The sequence below is a fragment of the Christiangramia aquimixticola genome, from assembly GCF_048285835.1.
In the GTDB taxonomy this organism is placed as follows: Bacteria; Bacteroidota; Bacteroidia; order Flavobacteriales; family Flavobacteriaceae; genus Christiangramia; species Christiangramia aquimixticola.
The window spans coordinates 64,295-82,134 of record NZ_JBLVTL010000002.1; the positions used below are offsets into that span (position 1 = coordinate 64,295).

The 17,840-nt window shown below is 38.4% G+C and carries 11 protein-coding genes; 6 read left to right on the plus strand and 5 right to left on the minus strand.

The window, feature by feature from the left end:
• Window positions 1-266 precede the first annotated feature (266 nt).
• Entirely contained in the window at window positions 267-1,388 is a 1,122-nt protein-coding gene (locus ACNKXV_RS03920; RefSeq protein WP_417906396.1) for a glycoside hydrolase family 130 protein, read from the plus strand.
• A 169-nt stretch (window positions 1,389-1,557) separates the two neighbouring features.
• Here ACNKXV_RS03920 and ACNKXV_RS03925 read toward each other — a convergent pair whose 3' ends face one another.
• From ACNKXV_RS03925 to era, 3 genes are all read right to left on the minus strand, one after another.
• Complete coding sequence (locus ACNKXV_RS03925) at window positions 1,558-1,704, minus strand: hypothetical protein (protein ID WP_417906397.1); 147 nt, start codon at window positions 1,702-1,704, stop codon at window positions 1,558-1,560.
• A 339-nt stretch (window positions 1,705-2,043) separates the two neighbouring features.
• Window positions 2,044-3,348, minus strand: a complete 1,305-nt coding sequence (gene der / locus ACNKXV_RS03930) for a ribosome biogenesis GTPase Der (protein ID WP_417906398.1) — start codon at window positions 3,346-3,348, stop codon at window positions 2,044-2,046.
• Window positions 3,349-3,424: 76 nt separating this feature from the next.
• On the minus strand, window positions 3,425-4,312 hold the full coding sequence (gene era, locus ACNKXV_RS03935; protein ID WP_417906399.1) for a GTPase Era: 888 nt from the start codon (window positions 4,310-4,312) through the stop codon (window positions 3,425-3,427).
• 247 nt (window positions 4,313-4,559) lie between these two features.
• On the opposite strand from era, the gene ACNKXV_RS03940 reads away from it, so the two are divergent.
• Both ACNKXV_RS03940 and ACNKXV_RS03945 read left to right on the plus strand, forming a co-directional pair.
• Complete coding sequence (locus ACNKXV_RS03940; protein WP_417906400.1) at window positions 4,560-6,098, plus strand: SulP family inorganic anion transporter; 1,539 nt, start codon at window positions 4,560-4,562, stop codon at window positions 6,096-6,098.
• Between the two features lie 230 nt (window positions 6,099-6,328).
• Window positions 6,329-7,768 (plus strand): TonB-dependent receptor, encoded by a 1,440-nt coding sequence (locus tag ACNKXV_RS03945; protein ID WP_417906401.1) that lies wholly within the window; start codon window positions 6,329-6,331, stop codon window positions 7,766-7,768.
• Here ACNKXV_RS03945 and ACNKXV_RS03950 read toward each other — a convergent pair whose 3' ends face one another.
• Window positions 7,769-8,233, minus strand: coding sequence for an RNA methyltransferase (locus ACNKXV_RS03950; protein WP_417906402.1), 465 nt, complete (start codon window positions 8,231-8,233; stop codon window positions 7,769-7,771).
• Window positions 8,234-8,380: 147 nt separating this feature from the next.
• Here ACNKXV_RS03950 and ACNKXV_RS03955 point away from each other — a divergent pair, with 147 nt between their 5' ends.
• The 3 genes from ACNKXV_RS03955 (at window position 8,381) to ACNKXV_RS03965 (ending at window position 13,830) form a co-directional block, all read left to right on the plus strand.
• Window positions 8,381-9,010 carry a diheme cytochrome c-553 gene (locus ACNKXV_RS03955; RefSeq protein WP_417906403.1) on the plus strand — a complete coding sequence of 210 codons (630 nt, stop codon included), beginning with the start codon at window positions 8,381-8,383 and terminating at the stop codon, window positions 9,008-9,010.
• Window positions 9,011-9,457: 447 nt separating this feature from the next.
• Complete coding sequence (gene glgB, locus ACNKXV_RS03960; protein ID WP_417906404.1) at window positions 9,458-11,365, plus strand: 1,4-alpha-glucan branching protein GlgB; 1,908 nt, start codon at window positions 9,458-9,460, stop codon at window positions 11,363-11,365.
• Window positions 11,366-11,430: 65 nt separating this feature from the next.
• The gene (locus ACNKXV_RS03965; protein ID WP_417906405.1) at window positions 11,431-13,830 is read left to right on the plus strand and encodes a glycoside hydrolase family 31 protein; all 2,400 of its coding nucleotides are present in this window, start codon (window positions 11,431-11,433) and stop codon (window positions 13,828-13,830) included.
• 72 nt (window positions 13,831-13,902) lie between these two features.
• On the opposite strand, the gene ACNKXV_RS03970 is transcribed toward ACNKXV_RS03965, so the two are convergent.
• Window positions 13,903-17,736 (minus strand): hybrid sensor histidine kinase/response regulator transcription factor, encoded by a 3,834-nt coding sequence (locus tag ACNKXV_RS03970; protein WP_417906406.1) that lies wholly within the window; start codon window positions 17,734-17,736, stop codon window positions 13,903-13,905.
• Window positions 17,737-17,840 lie beyond the last annotated feature (104 nt).

Consider the following 17,840-nt stretch of genomic DNA (forward strand, 5'->3'; position numbering starts at 1 on the left):
CCTTAAAACCCTGAACTTTTTAGTTCGGGGTTTTTTAATTTTAGGGCTATTACGCCTTACTTCTTAGGTACCGGAAGTCTAAAATTATTTTTCAATAGGTTTCCTTGAACCTATTCTACTTTTCCAGGGATTCCGGATTATAATTTCTATTTTTGAAATAATAGAGAATTCTATTTTCCTTAAAGCGGAAATTCAAATCAATGTTGAATATTAAAGCTGATTTTTTTAGAATCTGAACGATATACAACCTCCTAAATATTTATTTTATGAAAATGAAAAAAATCTATTTTTTATTCCTGGCCTTTTTAAGCCTTAGCTTAACAGGAACAGCCCAGGAAATTGAAAAGGAATGGATGATGGGCCCATTCGAAAGATTTACGAATGGCCAGCCCATTGTAAGCAGTGACACCACAACCACTTTTCTAGACCCTATGTCCGGAAAAACGGTACTATGGGAATCCATGGCAACCTTCAATCCTGCGGCGATCGTACATAATGACCAAATAAAGGTTTTGTACCGGGCCGAAGAAAGAGTTGGTGAAGATGGGATTGGAACCCACACCTCAAGATTAGGATTAGCAATTTCCAAAGACGGACTTAACTACACCCGAAAGTCAAAACCAGTATTCTATCCGGATAATGATGAACAAAAAAAATATGAATGGACCGGCGGAACTGAGGATCCACGAATTGTAGAAACTGAGGACGGACTATATGTACTTACCTATACTCAATGGAACAGGGACCTGCCAAGGCTGGCAGTTGCAACCTCCAGAGATTTAAAAAACTGGACCAAACACGGGCCTGCTTTTGAAGAGTATAAAGAAGGGAAATATAATGACCGGGACACTAAATCTGGCGCTATAGTTACCCGACTTACTGAAGACGGGAAGCTGGTAGCCGCTAAGATCAATGGAAAATACTGGATGTACTATGGAGTTCCACACATCTGGCTGGCAAGCTCAACAGACCTTGTGAATTGGGAACCGGTAGAGGATTACGAAGGCAACCTAATGCCGGTGATGAATCCGCGTCCGGGATATTTTGATTCCTGGCTGGTAGAAGCAGGACCACCACCTGTGCTAACTGAAGATGGAATTGTAATGCTATACAACGCTGGAAATTCAAAAAATATTGGAGTAAAGGAATTAGGAAACCGAATTTATACCGGCGGACAGGCACTTTTTGATGCAAATGAACCCTGGAAGATCCTTGACAGATCCAATAAGCCCTTTATAAAGCCGGAGCTGCCTTTTGAAAAGTCCGGACAGTATATTGACGGAACTACGTTTATCGAAGGTCTGGTGTATTTTAATGACGCCTGGTACTTATATTACGGCACCGCCGATAGTATGGTGGGAGTTGTAAAAACAAAAGAGGAAGAATAACTTATTCTCAATAATATTCAAACCTTCAGAGTTGAGAAATTCTGGAGGTTTTTTTATGCTTTAAAAATCCTGAGGAGTAGACACAAAAAGACCTTTCCGAAGCTTATCTTACGAAAAGCCACAGTAAGGTTTAAAAGGACATTAAATCTCTTAAATCAAGTTCATGAGATTATACGTGCGCAATAACATTTACAACAGCACCAATTACTGCCAGTAAGATTAATACCAGAGCCAGCGTAACGCCAACTTTGGCAAAAATGTTCAGGCCTTGCAGAGCACCTTTGTAATTGTCAACAAAATCTGTAAAAATTTCCATAAGCCAAGATTTTAAAATTAGTATTCAACCCTCTTAAATTTAAGGATTTAGACACCTGTTTCAAAATCTTATCGTTGAAGTAATGATATAATGGTTATGGGACCTCAGTGCCCATAAATTGTAAGAAAGTAACAGAAAAATCTGTCAGAAATATCTTCAAATAAGCCGGTTTTTAAAATCTACTATTCGCATTAGAGTCATCACTTTCACCTGCGGTAATTTATAAGTTAAAATTATCACGCAGTATTTCTTCCAGTGATGGAACTTTTTACATAGAAAAAGCCGCTATAGAATTACTATAACGGCTTTTTAGTTTAACAGAATGTAAAAAACTTTTGCTTATTTTTTTCTGAAAAATATATCTATTGGCACTCCTTCAAAATCGAATTCCTGCCTTAATTTATTCTCGATGAATCTTTTATAAGGATCTCTGACATATTGCGGGAGATTACAGAAGAATGCAAATTGAGGATAAGGCGTTGGCAATTGCATGCAGAATTTGATCTTTACATACTTCCCTTTATACGCCGGTGGTGGGTTTCTCTCAATAATAGGTAACATCACATCATTAAATTCACGCGTTTTCACCTTCTTGCTTCGGTTTTCAAAAACCTTAACGGCCGTTTCAATCGCCTTAAAAACCCTTTGTTTGTTCAGAACCGAGATAAAAACAATTGGCACATCTGTAAAAGGCTCGATCTCTCTCCTTATCATCGCCTCATACTCCTTCATGGTATTGGTTTCCTTTTCCACAAGGTCCCATTTGTTTACCAGGATCACGATCCCTTTATGGTTTCTTTGCGCCAGCCAGAAAATATTCTGTACCTGTCCGTCAAAGCCTCTGGTCGCATCAAGAACCAGCAAACAAACGTCACAGTTCTCAATAGCTCGAACAGATCTCATAACCGAATAAAATTCCAGGTTTTCCTTAACCTTGGATTTTCTTCGAATTCCTGCTGTATCCACAAGGTTGAATTCAAAACCAAACCTGTTGTAACGTGTATCGATAGAATCTCTGGTGGTCCCGGCAATGTCTGTAACTATATATCTGTCTTCACCAATCAGGGAATTGATAAACGAAGATTTTCCCGCGTTTGGTCTTCCAACCACAGCAAATCTTGGCAATTCAGATTCCTCTTCTTCTTCAATTTCCGGTAATGCTTCAATAAGAGCATCCAGAAGATCTCCGGTTCCACTACCATTGGTACTGGCAATTGGGAAATATTCACCCAAACCAAGAGAATAAAATTCTACAGCATTTTCAAGTCGCTTATTATTATCAACTTTATTTACTGCCAAAAGCACTGGTTTATCAACCTTACGAAGTAAAGTGGCTACATCTTCATCCATCGGCGTAACTCCCGATTCCACATCTACCATAAAAATAATAGCATCGGCCTCATCAATGGCAAGTTCTACCTGCTTATCGATCTCCGCTTCAAAAATATCATCGCTTCCCAGTACATATCCTCCGGTATCGATAAGAGAGAATTTACGTCCATTCCAGTCTGACTTTCCGTAATGTCTATCTCTTGTAACTCCACTCACAGAATCTATGATGGCTTCCCGACGTTGAATTAGTCGGTTAAAAAATGTTGATTTTCCCACATTGGGTCTACCCACAATGGCGACAATGTTGCCCATAACTATAAATTGATTTCAGCAAGCAAAATTAATAGTTTTAAAACAATTATTTCACTTACTGTATTAAGCTGAAAGTTTATTTTTTATCTGTATATCCAAAGCGTTTAAGCTGTCTGGAATCATTTCTCCAGTTCTTATTCACTTTTACATACAGTTCAAGGTGCACCTGTTTTCCGAAGAATTTTTCAAGATCCTTACGGGCCTCTACGCCTACTCTTTTTAAAGCAGCACCTTTATGACCAATAATGATCCCTTTTTGTGTATCACGTTCTACCATGATCACACTACGCATCCTTATGATATTTTCTTCTTCAAAGAATTCGCTGGTCTCGATCTCAACGCTATAAGGAATTTCCTTTTTGTAATGCATAAGGATCTTCTCCCTTACTATCTCATTCACAAAAAAGCGCTCAGGCTTATCGGTTAAAGTATCTTTAGGATAGAAAGCCGGAGATTCCGGAAGCAATTCTATGATCCTGTTAAACACCTCTGAAACATTAAATCCTTCCAATGCAGAAATTGGATGGATCTCGGCAGTTGGAACTCTTTCACTCCAGTATTTCACCTGCTCCTCCAGCTGTTCCTGATTGGATTTATCTATCTTATTAAGTAACAATAAAACAGGAACGGGAGAATTTTCAATCTTATTAAAGAATGCTTCATCTTTTAATCCCTGCTCCCCTATCTCTACGATATAGATAAGAACATCTGCATCTTCAAAAGCAGATTTCACAAAATCCATCATGGAGGCCTGCAGTTCGTATGCTGGTTTGATAATTCCCGGGGTATCACTCAAAATCATCTGAAAATCCTCTCCGTTTACGATACCAAGTATCCTGTGACGGGTAGTTTGAGCTTTAGATGTAATGATGGAAAGACGCTCTCCAACAAAAGCGTTCATTAATGTAGATTTTCCTACGTTAGGATTACCAATAATATTTACGAAACCGGCTTTATGTGCCATAATAATAATTTTTGCAAAGGTATTTCTTTTGAAATCTGTTACCTAATCTTTATTAGTTTTCTAACAATGGGTCTCAAGCCCATTAAAATATAGGGTTCATCTCGATTTCAGCTTTATAATTTAATAATATAATTCCCTGTAAATCAATTTTTAGCAAAACTTTAAATCTAAAATACAATAAGATTGCACTTCTGTTTTTAATGACTATTTTTGCCGCTTCTTAAAATTAAGATGAAAAAGCCCGATTATGAAAAGAGTTTTGAACTTATTCGACTTCAAGCAACAGGTAAATTATAAAACAGAAGTGCTTGCCGGATTAACCGTGGCAATGACCATGATCCCGGAATCTCTTTCTTTTGCAATACTTGCAGGATTTCCTCCGTTAATGGGATTATATGCATCTTTTATAATGGGGTTAGTTACTGCAATTTTTGGAGGAAGACCGGGAATGATTTCAGGTGGTGCAGGAGCAACGGTAATCGTATTGATTGCCTTAATGAAATCCAATGGTCTGGAATATGTTCTTGCTGCAGTTGCGCTGGCAGGGGTTATTCAAATTATTATTGGAGTTTTTAAGCTTGGGAAATTTATTCGTCTGGTTCCACATCCGGTAATGTTTGGATTTGTAAACGGGTTGGCCATTATAATTTTCATGTCTCAGTTAGATCAATTTAAAACAATTGTCAATGGAGACCTGGTTTGGCTGCAAGGAACCTCATTATATATTATGGCTGGTTTAGTAGCCCTAACTATCGCGATTGTGGTCTTACTTCCAAAACTTACTAAAGCCGTTCCATCTTCTTTAGTAGCAATTATCGTGGTATTTATCCTGGTTTACTTCCTTGGAATAGACACAAAAACAGTAGAAGACATTGCATCTGTTAGTGGTGGATTCCCGCCTTTCCACATTCCGCAGATCGATTTAACCTGGAAAACTTTAGAAATTATTGCTCCTTATTCGTTGATAATGGCTGCAGTTGGATTAACTGAAGGTTTACTTACTTTGAATCTGGTTGATGAAATTACTGAAACCAAAGGAAATGGTAACCGGGAATGTATTGCCCAGGGTGGAGCTAACGTACTAAACGGATTCTTCTTTGGAATGGGAGGTTGCCCTATGATCGCTCAAACTCTGGTAAACTTATCTGCAGGTTCCAGAGCCCGATTATCTGGTATTATTGCAGCGCTTACCATTCTTGCCATAGTTTTATTTGGTGCACCTATAATCGAACAAGTTCCAATGGCAGCATTGGTTGGAGTTATGATCATGGTAGCCATTGGAACTTTTGAATGGGCAAGTTTAAAGATCTTCAATAAGGTACCCAAGAAAGATATTTTCCTGGTAATTATTGTTGCTTTAATTACCGTTCTACTTCACAACCTGGCGCTGGCAGTACTGGTAGGAGTTATCTTGTCTGCATTATTCTTTGCGTGGGAAAGCGCCAAGAGAATTCGAGCCAGAAAATCTATTGATGAAAATGGTGTTAAGCACTATGAAATATACGGGCCGTTATTCTTTGCCTCTACCACTAATTTTGCTGAAAAATTTGATGTTACAAACGATCCGGATGAGATAATTATCGATTTTAAGGAGAGTCGTGTAGCCGATATGTCTGCCATTGAAGCTTTAAATGCAGTGACCCAGCGTTATAATAAAGTTGGTAAAAAAGTACATCTAAGACATTTAAGTGATGACTGCCGAAGATTATTGAAGAATGCCGATGCTCTTATAGAAGTAAACATTCTGGAAGATCCTACTTATAAGGTTGCTTCAGATAAATTCTAAGTAGTTTATAATATATCCGAAACTGAAATTATTCAGATCGGTTAAAGTGGATTAGCTTTTCTCAGTATTCTGAAAAAGTCAATCCACTTTTTTTATTTCCGGTTTTTTCAGAAGGAAATATTTGAACTGTAATAAATTCTCACAGCTATTATTTTAAACATTACTTAAAATGCCTGTTAAGAAAATTTAATATTCCTAACTTTCAGTTACTAATCAAATTTTGCGCTAAAATGACAGGAATAAGTGAAGATGATTTCCAAAACATTCTTTCCATTCAGAATAAATGTACCCGGCTTAATCTCAACGAAAATATCTACGGAACCTTCGCTGAAATTGGTGCAGGGCAGGAAACCGTTCGTCATTTTTTCAGAGCACAGAATCCAAAAGGCACCATTGCCAAAACCTTAAGCGCATACGATAAGGATTTTAGCGATGCGATCTATGGTCTGGATCCTCAAAACCGCTATGTTACCGAAGCCCGGTTAAAAAGGATGATCGATTATGAAGCCGAACTTATAGAACAACGCTTATCAAGACAAAAATATCCCAACAAACTTTTCTTCAGTTACGCCAACACCGTAGCTACAATTGACTGGGCCAAAAAATACAAAGGCCATGGCTGGCTGGGAATAAAATTTCAAAAAGAGCCAAAACAGGCGTACAGTGAAATAATTTTGCATGTGCAATTTCACGAGAACAACGCTTCCCAGCAACAAATTAGTTTAGGGATCATGGGGGTGAACCTTATTTATGCAGCTTTTTATCAAAGTGAAGACCCCAAGGTTTTGATCAAGAAATTATACGATCACTTAAGCACCGATAAAATTGAAATAGATTCCATCAATTTTCGGGGTCCTGTATTTAAAGATGTCGACAATAGGTTAATGAGTCTGGAACTGGTGAAGGAAGGAATTACAGAAGCGGTAATGTTTTCGCCAAATGGTAATAACATCCTTCCCGCCAATGTACTTTATAAAAAAAACATACTTACACTTAGAGGAAGTTTTAGGCCGGTTACCAATTTGAACCTGCAAATGTACATGGCTTCCAGAAAATTATTCCTGGAACAGGAGGAGGTAAATCCAGATAAAACCGTGATCATTTTTGAAATGACCATTAACAACCTAAAAGCTGAAGGTGAGATCGATGAAAAGGATTTTCTGGATAGGGCAGATCTTCTTTGCGCATCTGGGCAAACTGTAATGATCTCGAGTTTTCAGGAATATTATAAAGTAGTGGAGTATTTCTCACAACACACCAAAAAGGAATTAGGCCTGGCTATGGGTGTGGATAGTCTCATTGATATTTTTAACGAGAAATATTACCGTCACCTAAGTGGAGGCATTTTGGAAGCATTTGGAAAACTGTTTTTCAAAAGTCTAAAGGTTTATCTCTATCCTATGAGGGATCCAAAGACGGGTGATATCATCACCAGTAAAAATCTAAAAGTTCATCCTCGGGTCAAGGAACTCTACAACTTCTTTATTGATAATGAAAAGGTGATAGATATTGAAGATTATGATGAAGAGCTTCTGGAAATCCATCCAAGAAAGGTTTACGAAATGATTCGGGAAGGAGATGATACCTGGGAAACGATGGTTCCCGGCTTAACTGCGAAATTGATAAAAGAGAAAAACCTTTTCAGCAAGGAGAAAGCCTCGCAGGAGTGATCAGGTAGAAAATTCAGTTTTTGTACTGCGATCATACATAACAATGCTTCCTGCCACAGAAACATTCAAACTTAAAGTAGATTTGAATTTCACCAGATGGTGTGCTTTTTCGATAGCTTCAGACGAAAGGCCATGATCTTCAGCTCCCAATAAATAAACACATCGTCTTGGATGGATAAAAGTTTCGAGTGGTTCAGCTTTATCATCCAGTTCTACTCCCACCAGCATAGCCCCTTTAGGCAAATGCCGGTAAAAATCGCCAAAAGTCTCATAATGAAAGTAAGGCATGGCGCCTACAGCCTTATGTGTATCGCAGGCCTGCTTAGCATAGCGGTTTCCGATCGTAAAAATAAAACTGGCACCCATATTTTGTGCAGAACGCCACAGGACTCCAAGATTTTCCGGAGTCTTCCCATTCTGAATTCCAATCCCAAAAAAACCCTGTTTTAAATTATCGGTTTGCATAGGCGCAAAGATAATATTCTCAGTTTTTTTATCATCGGTTACCTCGATTTATTCAAACTCATCAAATAATTAGGTATTTCAGCGATTAAATTGCTTGTTTTCAGAAAGTTATAATAATTTAATACTGTTCAACCAATCCAATTAATTATGAAAAAATTCATTCACACTGTGAAATGGAGCAAGGCAATTGTTTTGTTTCTATTAACGATCTTACCGGGAATGCTTCTCACCTCGTGTAACGACAAGGAATACAAGGAAGTTCCTGAAGAAAAAAAGATGACCCTGCAGGATAGTATTGACAGAGGTAAATATCTGGTTAAGACAATTGGCTGCCATGACTGTCATTCTCCCAAAAAAATGACCGAAAGAGGTCCGCAGGAAATCCCGGAACTTGCACTTTCCGGTCATCCGTCTTCTGATTCCCTACCTCCTATTAGCAAAGAAGCCTTGGAGAGCGGATGGATGCTAATGACAGGAGACCTAACGGCTGCAGTTGGCCCCTGGGGAGTTTCGTTCGCAGCAAACCTGACCTCAGATGATACCGGAATTGGCACCTGGACCATGGAACGCTGGAAAACAGCTTTAAGGGAAGGAAAATTAAAAGGAGATAAGAATGGTAGAAGGATACTTCCCCCAATGCCCTGGGAGAACTTCGGTCAAATGAACGATGAAGATCTGGAATCCATATTTAAATATTTGCAAAGCACAAACCCGGTTAATAATTCGGTACCCCCTCCAATCCCGCCTAATAAACTGGATAGTATTATGAAATCTTAAAAACCGGCTAAGCCGGTTTTTTTTATTCTCGGTATTCGCTGTTATAATTCCATAATTCACAATTAAACATCTCTTCCCTTAAATTTTCGGTAAATTTTTAAACAAGTTTTAATTAACCTGCGATTTTAAAATTCAGTTTTTTAAATTTAAGGTTGTTGCAATTATAAATTGAAGATTTTGAAGGGAAGCAAATTGGCTGAAATGATATATAATTATCGCCTTAAATTATTCTATGACAGAATCTTAACATAGATATAGGCATATAATAGATTTTTTAATCGATTATTGCTTCTTTTAAAGATCATATGTATTTATAATACATGATATTAGGTGACGGTCATACATTTTATTGGTCGTCATTATTTAAAAAACACTACTAACACCTCGATGGATGTGGCCGGCAGAAAAATTATTTGATTGATGGTCATAAACATTAAATAAATTTAAATGAAAAAAGAAGTTAAGGTTCACTCTTTATTTTCAGATTTTGATATTTCACTTTTTAAAGCTGGTAAACATTACCGACTTTATGAAAAATTCGGTGCCCATATTATGGAACTTGAGGGCGAAACCGGCGTATATTTTGCCGTGTGGGCTCCTACTGCAAAAGCGGTTTCAGTCATTGGTGATTTTAATTACTGGAACGAACAGGAACACCAACTAAATGTTAGATGGGATGAAAGTGGAATCTGGGAAGGTTTTATTCCGGGAGTAGAAAAAGGAAATAAGTATAAGTATAAAATACAGTCGGGCATTAACGACGAAAAATTCGAAAAGGCAGATCCATATGCGTTAAAATGCGAACATCCGCCAAATACGGCTTCCATAGTGTGGGATCTGGACTATGAATGGAAAGACAAAAAGTATATGGCTACCCGGGAAAATAAGAATGCCCTGGACAAACCATATTCAGTTTACGAAGTTCACCTTGGGTCCTGGAGAAAGAACATGGACGAAAACAGGCCGCTTACCTATACCGAAATGGCTGATGAACTGGTGAGTTATGTAAAAGAACTCGGTTTTACTCATGTGGAATTTATGCCGGTAATGGAATATCCATATGATCCTTCCTGGGGTTATCAATTAACCGGATATTTTGCTCCTACTTCCAGGTTTGGAGATTCGCAGGAGTTTATGACTTTAATGGACGCCTTTCATAAAGCGGGAATTGGAGTAATTCTGGATTGGGTACCTTCACATTTTCCTGAAGACAAACATGGTTTAGGTTTATTTGATGGTTCTCACCTTTATGAACATCCTGATCCCAGAAAAGGTTATCATCCGGACTGGAAAAGTCTAATTTTCAATTATGGTCGAAATGAAGTAAGGTCTTTCCTTATTAGTAATGCTATATTCTGGCTGGACAAATATCATGTGGATGGGTTAAGGGTAGATGCCGTTGCTTCTATGCTTTATCTTGATTATTCGCGGGAAGATGGTGAATGGGAACCCAACGAGCACGGCGGAAGAGAAAATCTTGATGCCATTAGTTTTGTACAGGAACTCAATAAAGAAGTTTATCGCAGTTTTACAGGAGTACAAACCATTGCTGAAGAATCTACTTCTTTCCCTAGAGTTTCAAGACCTGTTGATGCCGGCGGACTTGGTTTCGGGATGAAATGGATGATGGGCTGGATGCACGATACTCTGGAATATTTCAAAAAAGATCCTATTTACAGGCAACACCATCAAAATGATATCACCTTTAGTTTAACCTATGCTTTTACTGAAAATTTCACGCTTCCATTAAGTCACGATGAAGTAGTATATGGCAAGAAGTCTCTTTTAGGCAGAATGCCCGGAGATGAGTGGCAAAGATTTGCCAATTTACGCCTAATGTACTCCTATATGTTTACTCACCCGGGAGCGAAACTCCTTTTTATGGGTGCAGAAATTGGACAATATGAGGAGTGGAATTTTGATACCAGTCTGGATTGGCATCTGCTGGATCACAAACCTCATCAAGGCATTAAACAGGTATTAACCGATCTTAATAAGCTTTATACCTCCCAATCTGCTCTTTATGAAAAACAATTTAGCGCAGAAGGTTTTGAATGGATTGCTTATGATGACAATCAAAATTCTGTAATAAGCTTTATTAGAAAGGGAAATGAATTAAAAAATCAGTTAATCGTGGTTTGTAATTTTACGCCTACTGTACTTAAGGAGTACAAACTCGGCGTTCCCACAAAAGGTAAGCTGAAAGAAATTTTTAACTCAGACGATAAAAAGTACGGAGGTGCTGATATTAAAAATAAAGCCATCAGCATAAAGCAGGAAACTGACCATGGCCGGGATTATTCGGCTACCATAACCATTCCTCCATTGGCCACAGTGGTTTTTGAAATTAAATAAATAATCTAATTCTTTATCCCGGGGAATGAACTTCTTTTGCCCAGGTTAATAACGAATCTAAAACTATGATTACCAATACAGAACTTGAACATAAAGGGAATCTTTACCCTACGGCCCTGATCTCCTACGAACACGATCAGGACACCATAAGTTTCCTTACCAAGAACGGAGTAAGATTGCAAATTACCGTGCTTAGAGATAATATGCTTAGGCTGCGTTATGCAACAAATGGAATTTTTGAGCATGATTTTTCCTATGCCGTAGATGAAAATCATCCGCATGGTTTCAACAAACTTAAAGTTGAAGAAAACAATTCTCATGTATTGATTCATACTGAAAAGTTCCTTTGCAAGGTAGCGAAAGATGATTTACGCGTTGGAATGTATGAGCATGGTGGAAAAACCATTTTGGAAGATGAGCTTGGTTTCCACTGGGAAGAAAGCTTTGAGTTTGGAGGCAACTTCGTGAAAATGAGTAAAACTTCCAGGGATCAGGAGAATTTCTTCGGCCTTGGCGATAAACCCACAAATTTTAACCTTAAAGGCAAAAGATTGAGTATGTGGAATACAGATCAATATGCCTATGGGAAGGATACTGCTGAGCTATACAAGGCGGTTCCTTTTTATATGGGGCTACAGCAGAATATCGCCTACGGGATCTTTTTCGATAACACCTTTAAAACGCATTTCGATTTTTGTAGTGAGCGAAGAAATGTAACCAGTTTCTGGGCAGATGGCGGAGAGATGAATTATTATTTCATCTACGGCCCCCAGATGACAGATGTACTTACCACTTATACCGATCTTACCGGAAAACCAGAACTCCCACCAATGTGGGCACTTGGATTCCATCAATGTAAATGGAGTTATTATCCGGAAAGCAAGGTAAAGGAGATCACTTCAAAATTCAGGGAGTTAAATTTCCCTTGCGACGCCATTTATCTGGATATAGATTATATGGACGGCTTCCGCTGTTTTACCTGGAATAAGGAATATTTTCCGGATCCTAAACGTATGGTAAAAGAGCTGGAAGATGACGGATTTAAAACCGTGGTTATTATTGACCCGGGAATAAAAATAGACCTTAGTTATCCAATTTTTAAAGAAGCACTTGAAAAGGATTATTTCTGCCGAAGAGCAGATGGCCCTTACATGCGCGGGAAAGTATGGCCGGGTGAATGTTATTTCCCCGACTTTACCAATCCTGAAGTTAGGGAATGGTGGAGCGGATTATACCGTGAGCTTATAGGTGAAATTGGAGTTAAAGGAGTTTGGAACGACATGAACGAGCCTGCAGTAATGGAGGTGCCCGGTAAAACATTCCCATTTGATGTAAGACATAATTATGACGGGCATCATTGTAGCCACCGTAAAGCACACAATGTGTACGGGATGCAGATGGCACGGGCTACTTACGAAGGGGTGAAAAAATTCAATTTCCCAAAAAGGCCATTTATAATCACCAGAGCAAACTATTCCGGAGGACAAAGATATACTTCAACCTGGACGGGAGATAATGTTGCCACCTGGGAACATTTATGGCTGGCGAACATACAAATGCAGAGATTGTGCATGAGTGGAATGAGTTTCGCTGGATCTGATATTGGCGGATTCGCCGAACAACCGTCAGGAGAGCTTTATACCCGATGGATCCAACTTGGAGTTTTCCATCCATTCTGTAGAGTGCATTCTTCCGGTGATCATGGGGAACAAGAACCATGGTTCTTTGGAGATGAGGTACTGGAGATCTCGAAAAAATTTGTGGAATTAAGATATCAGTTATTACCATATCTATATACCGCCTTTTATAATTATGTTCAGGAAGGTCAGCCAATACTAAAACCATTGGTTTATTTCGATCAGGAAGATGTGCAAACGCATTACCGTGCAGATGAATTCATATTTGGAAACCAGATCCTGGTTTGCCCGGTACAGGAACCAAATGTACAGGGAAGACGCATGTATATTCCAAGAGGAAAATGGTATAACTTCTGGAACGACACTTTAGTTACCGGAGGAAAAGAAATGTGGGTAGATGCTCCATTGGAAATTTGCCCTATCTTCATAAAAGAAGGTGCGGTAATTCCAAAATATCCTGTTCAGCAATATGTTGATGAATTAGAAATAGATCAGTTAAGCCTTGATATTTATTACAAACTTGGAAAGGAAAATTCTGAATTCTATGAAGATGCTCACGATGGCTATGAGTACCGCCAGAATATTTACAGTCTTAGAACATTTAAGCTAACCGGGAAAACTGATGAGATAATTCTTCAGCAGCATAAGAGCGGGAAATTTTCAGCTTCTTATGAGACTTTTAAACTGAATTTCCATGGCCTTCCTTTTGAAGTGAAAAAGGTTTTCTTTGAAAATGAAGAAATCCCTTTGGATCAACTTCAGTTTAATGCCGAAGAAAAAACCATGATAGTTAATAAAGACTTTAGTGAACTTCATTTGGTAGGATAATAACCAGCTTTAAATAAAAAATAGCCTGAACTTATTAATTTAAGTCAGGCTATTTTCATTCTAGCCAGCAAACTATTTAAACTCTTCTACCGAATTTGAAAAATCATAACCATAGAATTTTTTAAACGAACTATAGAACTGTTTTGGGTTTTCAAATCCGGCTTTATAGGTGACCTCAAGGATATTGGAATTATCTTCTCCCATATTAGAGAGGGCGTAATTTACGCGAGTAAGGTCAACCAACTCCTGCGGAGTAAGGTTTACCAGACTCTTAAGCTTCATGAACAGGGCATTACTTGAAATGCCAATTGCCGCACTTAGATCATGCACCTGGAAATTCTCATTTCTTATATTTTCAATTACCATTTCTTGAATTCGTGCAATAAATTCTTCATCATTCTTACTCTTGAATTGCACCTTCGCATCCTCTTTATAGGAAGAGATATAAGTGCGCCTTACCTCCATGATCTTTTTAAACTTTTCTGAAGTCAGAGCTATAATGGCATCCATCTCTAATGGTTTTCTTATAACCTCAGAAATGCTTTTTAACTGCTCATCGGCAAGAATGGTGGCCTCTTCTGCCAGCAGGAAGATATCGATATGATTTAATCCGGCATTGGCTTTAAGCATTTTGGAAAGCTGAAATGCGTTCATATCCGGCAATACTGCGGCAGTAATTATAATATCCGGGAATATCATTGAAGCTTTCTCGATTCCTTCCTCGGCGGTACCGGCCTGATAAACCTGGCAATATTTACTTAGAGAATTGAAAAGCTGCTCCCGGGTTTCAGTCTCATTTTCAATAATGAGAATTTTACCTTCGTTCAAACCTGCAACCACTCCGGGTTTTTTAGATGTTTTCTTTACGGTACTTTTTTCAGCCTTAAAGATTGCGGCAGCGCGTTCCGGCACTTTTCTGTACTCCTGCTGTCTGTTTTTCAGCACCGCGGTAAAGGTAGAGCCTTCATTTTTTTCAGTCTCATAACTAAAACTACCTCCGGCTTTTTGGATGAGATCCTTTGCTTTCAGAATATATTTTAGTCCGCCTTTATCTCTGAATCTTGGTTTTGTATCAGACTGTTTATTCTTTTCCAGCAACTTTACATCACTCAAAGGAATTCCACGACCATTATCGGTTATCTGAAGTTTAAGGTCTCCTACATTTGTTCGTATCAAGTTCATAATGATCTTCCCTTCTCTAAAAGAATATCCCGCGCTTCCTGAAATTAAACTGAAAAAGATCTTATCCAGCATTTCCATATTATAATAGAACTCACCCTCTCCCCATTGATCGTTAATGATCATCTCAATATTTTTGAGACTGTAAACAGGCTTTATCTCCTTTATTATTTGAGGCAAATGAGTTTTCATGGAAATTTTTGAAATTTCATAGACAGACTCCTGATAATTAAAATTCAGGATTTGCTGAAAAAGTTCATCGAACCTGGCAGCGTATCTTTGAAGGTCTTCGGGATTCCCGGCTTCACTGGCTGCAGAAATCTTACTAAGCGATTTTACGGCACTTTCTACCGGCGCTTTGAATTCTTCCTTAAGTCGCTCACTTAATTCCTGCTTGGCTAACTTATCGGCTTCTCTCGAACGTTTGGTAAACACATAGGCGAAAATGAGAATAGTAGCTAAAATCCCGATTCCCATAAACAGATAGACCGTGCTAAAAGTTCCTGCTGCCGCAACAATTTCAATAGGAACCTCAACAGGTTTGGACCATACTGAATTTGCCACTTTGGCCTTAACCTTTAAAATATAATCTCCCGGTGGTAAATTTGAAAAGCTGGCCGTATTCATTGGAGTAGGTTTACTCCATTCCTGATCAACACCTTCAAGTTTCCAGGAATACAACAGGCTTTCAGGATCAAGGTGGGAAATTCCCTGAAGCCCGATCTGGAACCCGGTGTTTTCATCCAATTGCAGCTTTTTACCCGCCCTTAGACCTCTGTTTCTTTTAAGGTCCTCTTTTTCACCCGGAATAATGATATTATTAAAATCTACTCTTGGCCTAAATTCCGGTTGAGCTAACATCGTTTGTGGATGAAAAACATTTATTCCTCTGGCACTTCCAAGCACCAGGTCTCCATTTTTAAGAATTGCAAAACCGGTGGTTAATTCATTAGTCGAAAGTCCGTTAAGAACTGAGTAACTTTTTAATTCTCCATTATCAGGATCATAAACACTTAAACCTTTATCTGTGGCCAGCCAGTAAGCATTGGTTTCATCTATTAAAATTCCTTCAAGGTTATTCGATGGTAAACCGGCTTCCTCATTAATTAATTCAAATTTGTCGTTTACAAAATCGTAAATTATTAGACCCGCACCTTTGGTGGCAATTAGTCCCATCCCACTATTGGTGATCTTGAGATCGTTAATAGCATAATACAGGAGATCCTTATTAGCATTAAGGCTTTCCAGATCTGTGATCCTTCCGGTTACCGGATTGAGAGAATAGATTCGGTTTTTAGTTGCTACGATGATCTTTTTAGGTCCAAGTTCGGCAATTGCCTGAACGTCTTTAATTGGAAAGGTCTTTATTAAGTTGCGCTTATCTACTCTGGTTAGATAACCCATTTCTCCACCTATCCAGGTATTATTTCTGGAATCTATAAATATTGCTTTTGGAACCTCAACCTGAATTTTGTTTCTGGCACCAGTGGAATATTGAGTTTTTGCCAGAGTATTTATATTCATCTTATAGACACCATCATCGGCTGTGGCCACCCACATTTGCTCTTCATCTGCAGACAGAGCAGTGATCTCTGTTGGCTTATGTTGGCCGGATTGATTGTTAAGATTTGAAATATGTTTCCACTTATCGGTTTGTGGGTTCCAGATGCTTAGACCATCACCGGTTCCCATCCAGAGTTGACCGCGGGAATCTGTTTCCAGGGCGGTGATCAAAGAATTAGCATGACTATCGAAAATATTATTGACTGCATATCGGGAATAGTTTTTAATAAAAAGTCCGCGGTTACTCACCATCCATAATAAATTGTTCCTGTTAAGACTCGCCGTAAAAACTTTAGATGGCGCATCCTTGATCTTTCCAATTAACTTAAGATCACTTCCAATTCTAAAGATTCCATTTCCGTTAGTAGAAACAATGACCTCATCATCAAATTTTTCAAGATGAGTTACATCTGCTGAAGCAAGCTGATAGGGAAGCGTAAGTACTTTCTGGAATTTCTTAAAATCAGCTTCGAGCTTAAAAAACCCTTTCCTTTCAGTCCCAAAAAGCAAAAATTCCGGAAAACTTACTGAACTGGTAATTAAAAGCTCCTGGAAGTATCCTGTATCTATCTTATTAAATTTTCCCGATCGCCTGTCGATGGTAAGTATGCCATTAGGCCCGGCAAATACGATCCTGCCCTGGTGAACTGCAGAAGTAGTTGCCATGGTATTTTCTGAAAGAAAACGGGAAATTCCAAAATCTGTTTTTTCTGAATCGACCTTTAATTTAAAGATCCCATTTTCGGCAGCCATCCATAATTGCTTTCCAGAATCTTCCATTAATATATAAATACGCCCGGTGGTGTTGCTCACAAACCTGAACTCATCTTTCTTAGAGTCTAAAACAGCCAGTCCGTTATTCCCGGCTAGCCAGATTTTATTTTCTGAATCGGTATAGGTGGAGATATACTCTTTTCCAACTTCTGATGGAATCCCTTTAAATTTATTATAATCCCTTACATCAACAGAATTATAGCGCATCACTTTTACCGGGGTGGTGATCCAAAGATCATCACCGGAATTTTGCTGGATGTGAACATCTTCAGCTTTTAAAAAAGGCTCTATGGATTGAACCCTTTTCACTGTACTATTATTTTGCGAAAACAACTGTACACAAGTTCCCAGAATAAGGAAAAACAGAATTCTAAATTTAAAATGCTTCAAACCGTAGATTTTAGAAATGTATTGAGGTAATAATTTAGAAATTATCCTGTTTATAAATCCCTGAATATTAATATTTTGAATCGTATTTATTAAGACGATATTAA

Bases quoted from the DNA above. Each gene is read 5' to 3' on its own strand.
- ACNKXV_RS03920 (WP_417906396.1), top strand. From the start codon at position 267: ATGAAAATGAAAAAAATCTATTTTTTATTCCTGGCCTTTTTAAGCCTT.
- ACNKXV_RS03925 (WP_417906397.1), bottom strand. From the start codon at position 1,704: ATGGAAATTTTTACAGATTTTGTTGACAATTACAAAGGTGCTCTGCAA.
- der (WP_417906398.1), bottom strand. From the start codon at position 3,348: ATGGGCAACATTGTCGCCATTGTGGGTAGACCCAATGTGGGAAAATCA.
- era (WP_417906399.1), bottom strand. From the start codon at position 4,312: ATGGCACATAAAGCCGGTTTCGTAAATATTATTGGTAATCCTAACGTA.
- ACNKXV_RS03940 (WP_417906400.1), top strand. From the start codon at position 4,560: ATGAAAAGAGTTTTGAACTTATTCGACTTCAAGCAACAGGTAAATTAT.
- ACNKXV_RS03945 (WP_417906401.1), top strand. From the start codon at position 6,329: ATGACAGGAATAAGTGAAGATGATTTCCAAAACATTCTTTCCATTCAG.
- ACNKXV_RS03950 (WP_417906402.1), bottom strand. From the start codon at position 8,233: ATGCAAACCGATAATTTAAAACAGGGTTTTTTTGGGATTGGAATTCAG.
- ACNKXV_RS03955 (WP_417906403.1), top strand. From the start codon at position 8,381: ATGAAAAAATTCATTCACACTGTGAAATGGAGCAAGGCAATTGTTTTG.
- glgB (WP_417906404.1), top strand. From the start codon at position 9,458: ATGAAAAAAGAAGTTAAGGTTCACTCTTTATTTTCAGATTTTGATATT.
- ACNKXV_RS03965 (WP_417906405.1), top strand. From the start codon at position 11,431: ATGATTACCAATACAGAACTTGAACATAAAGGGAATCTTTACCCTACG.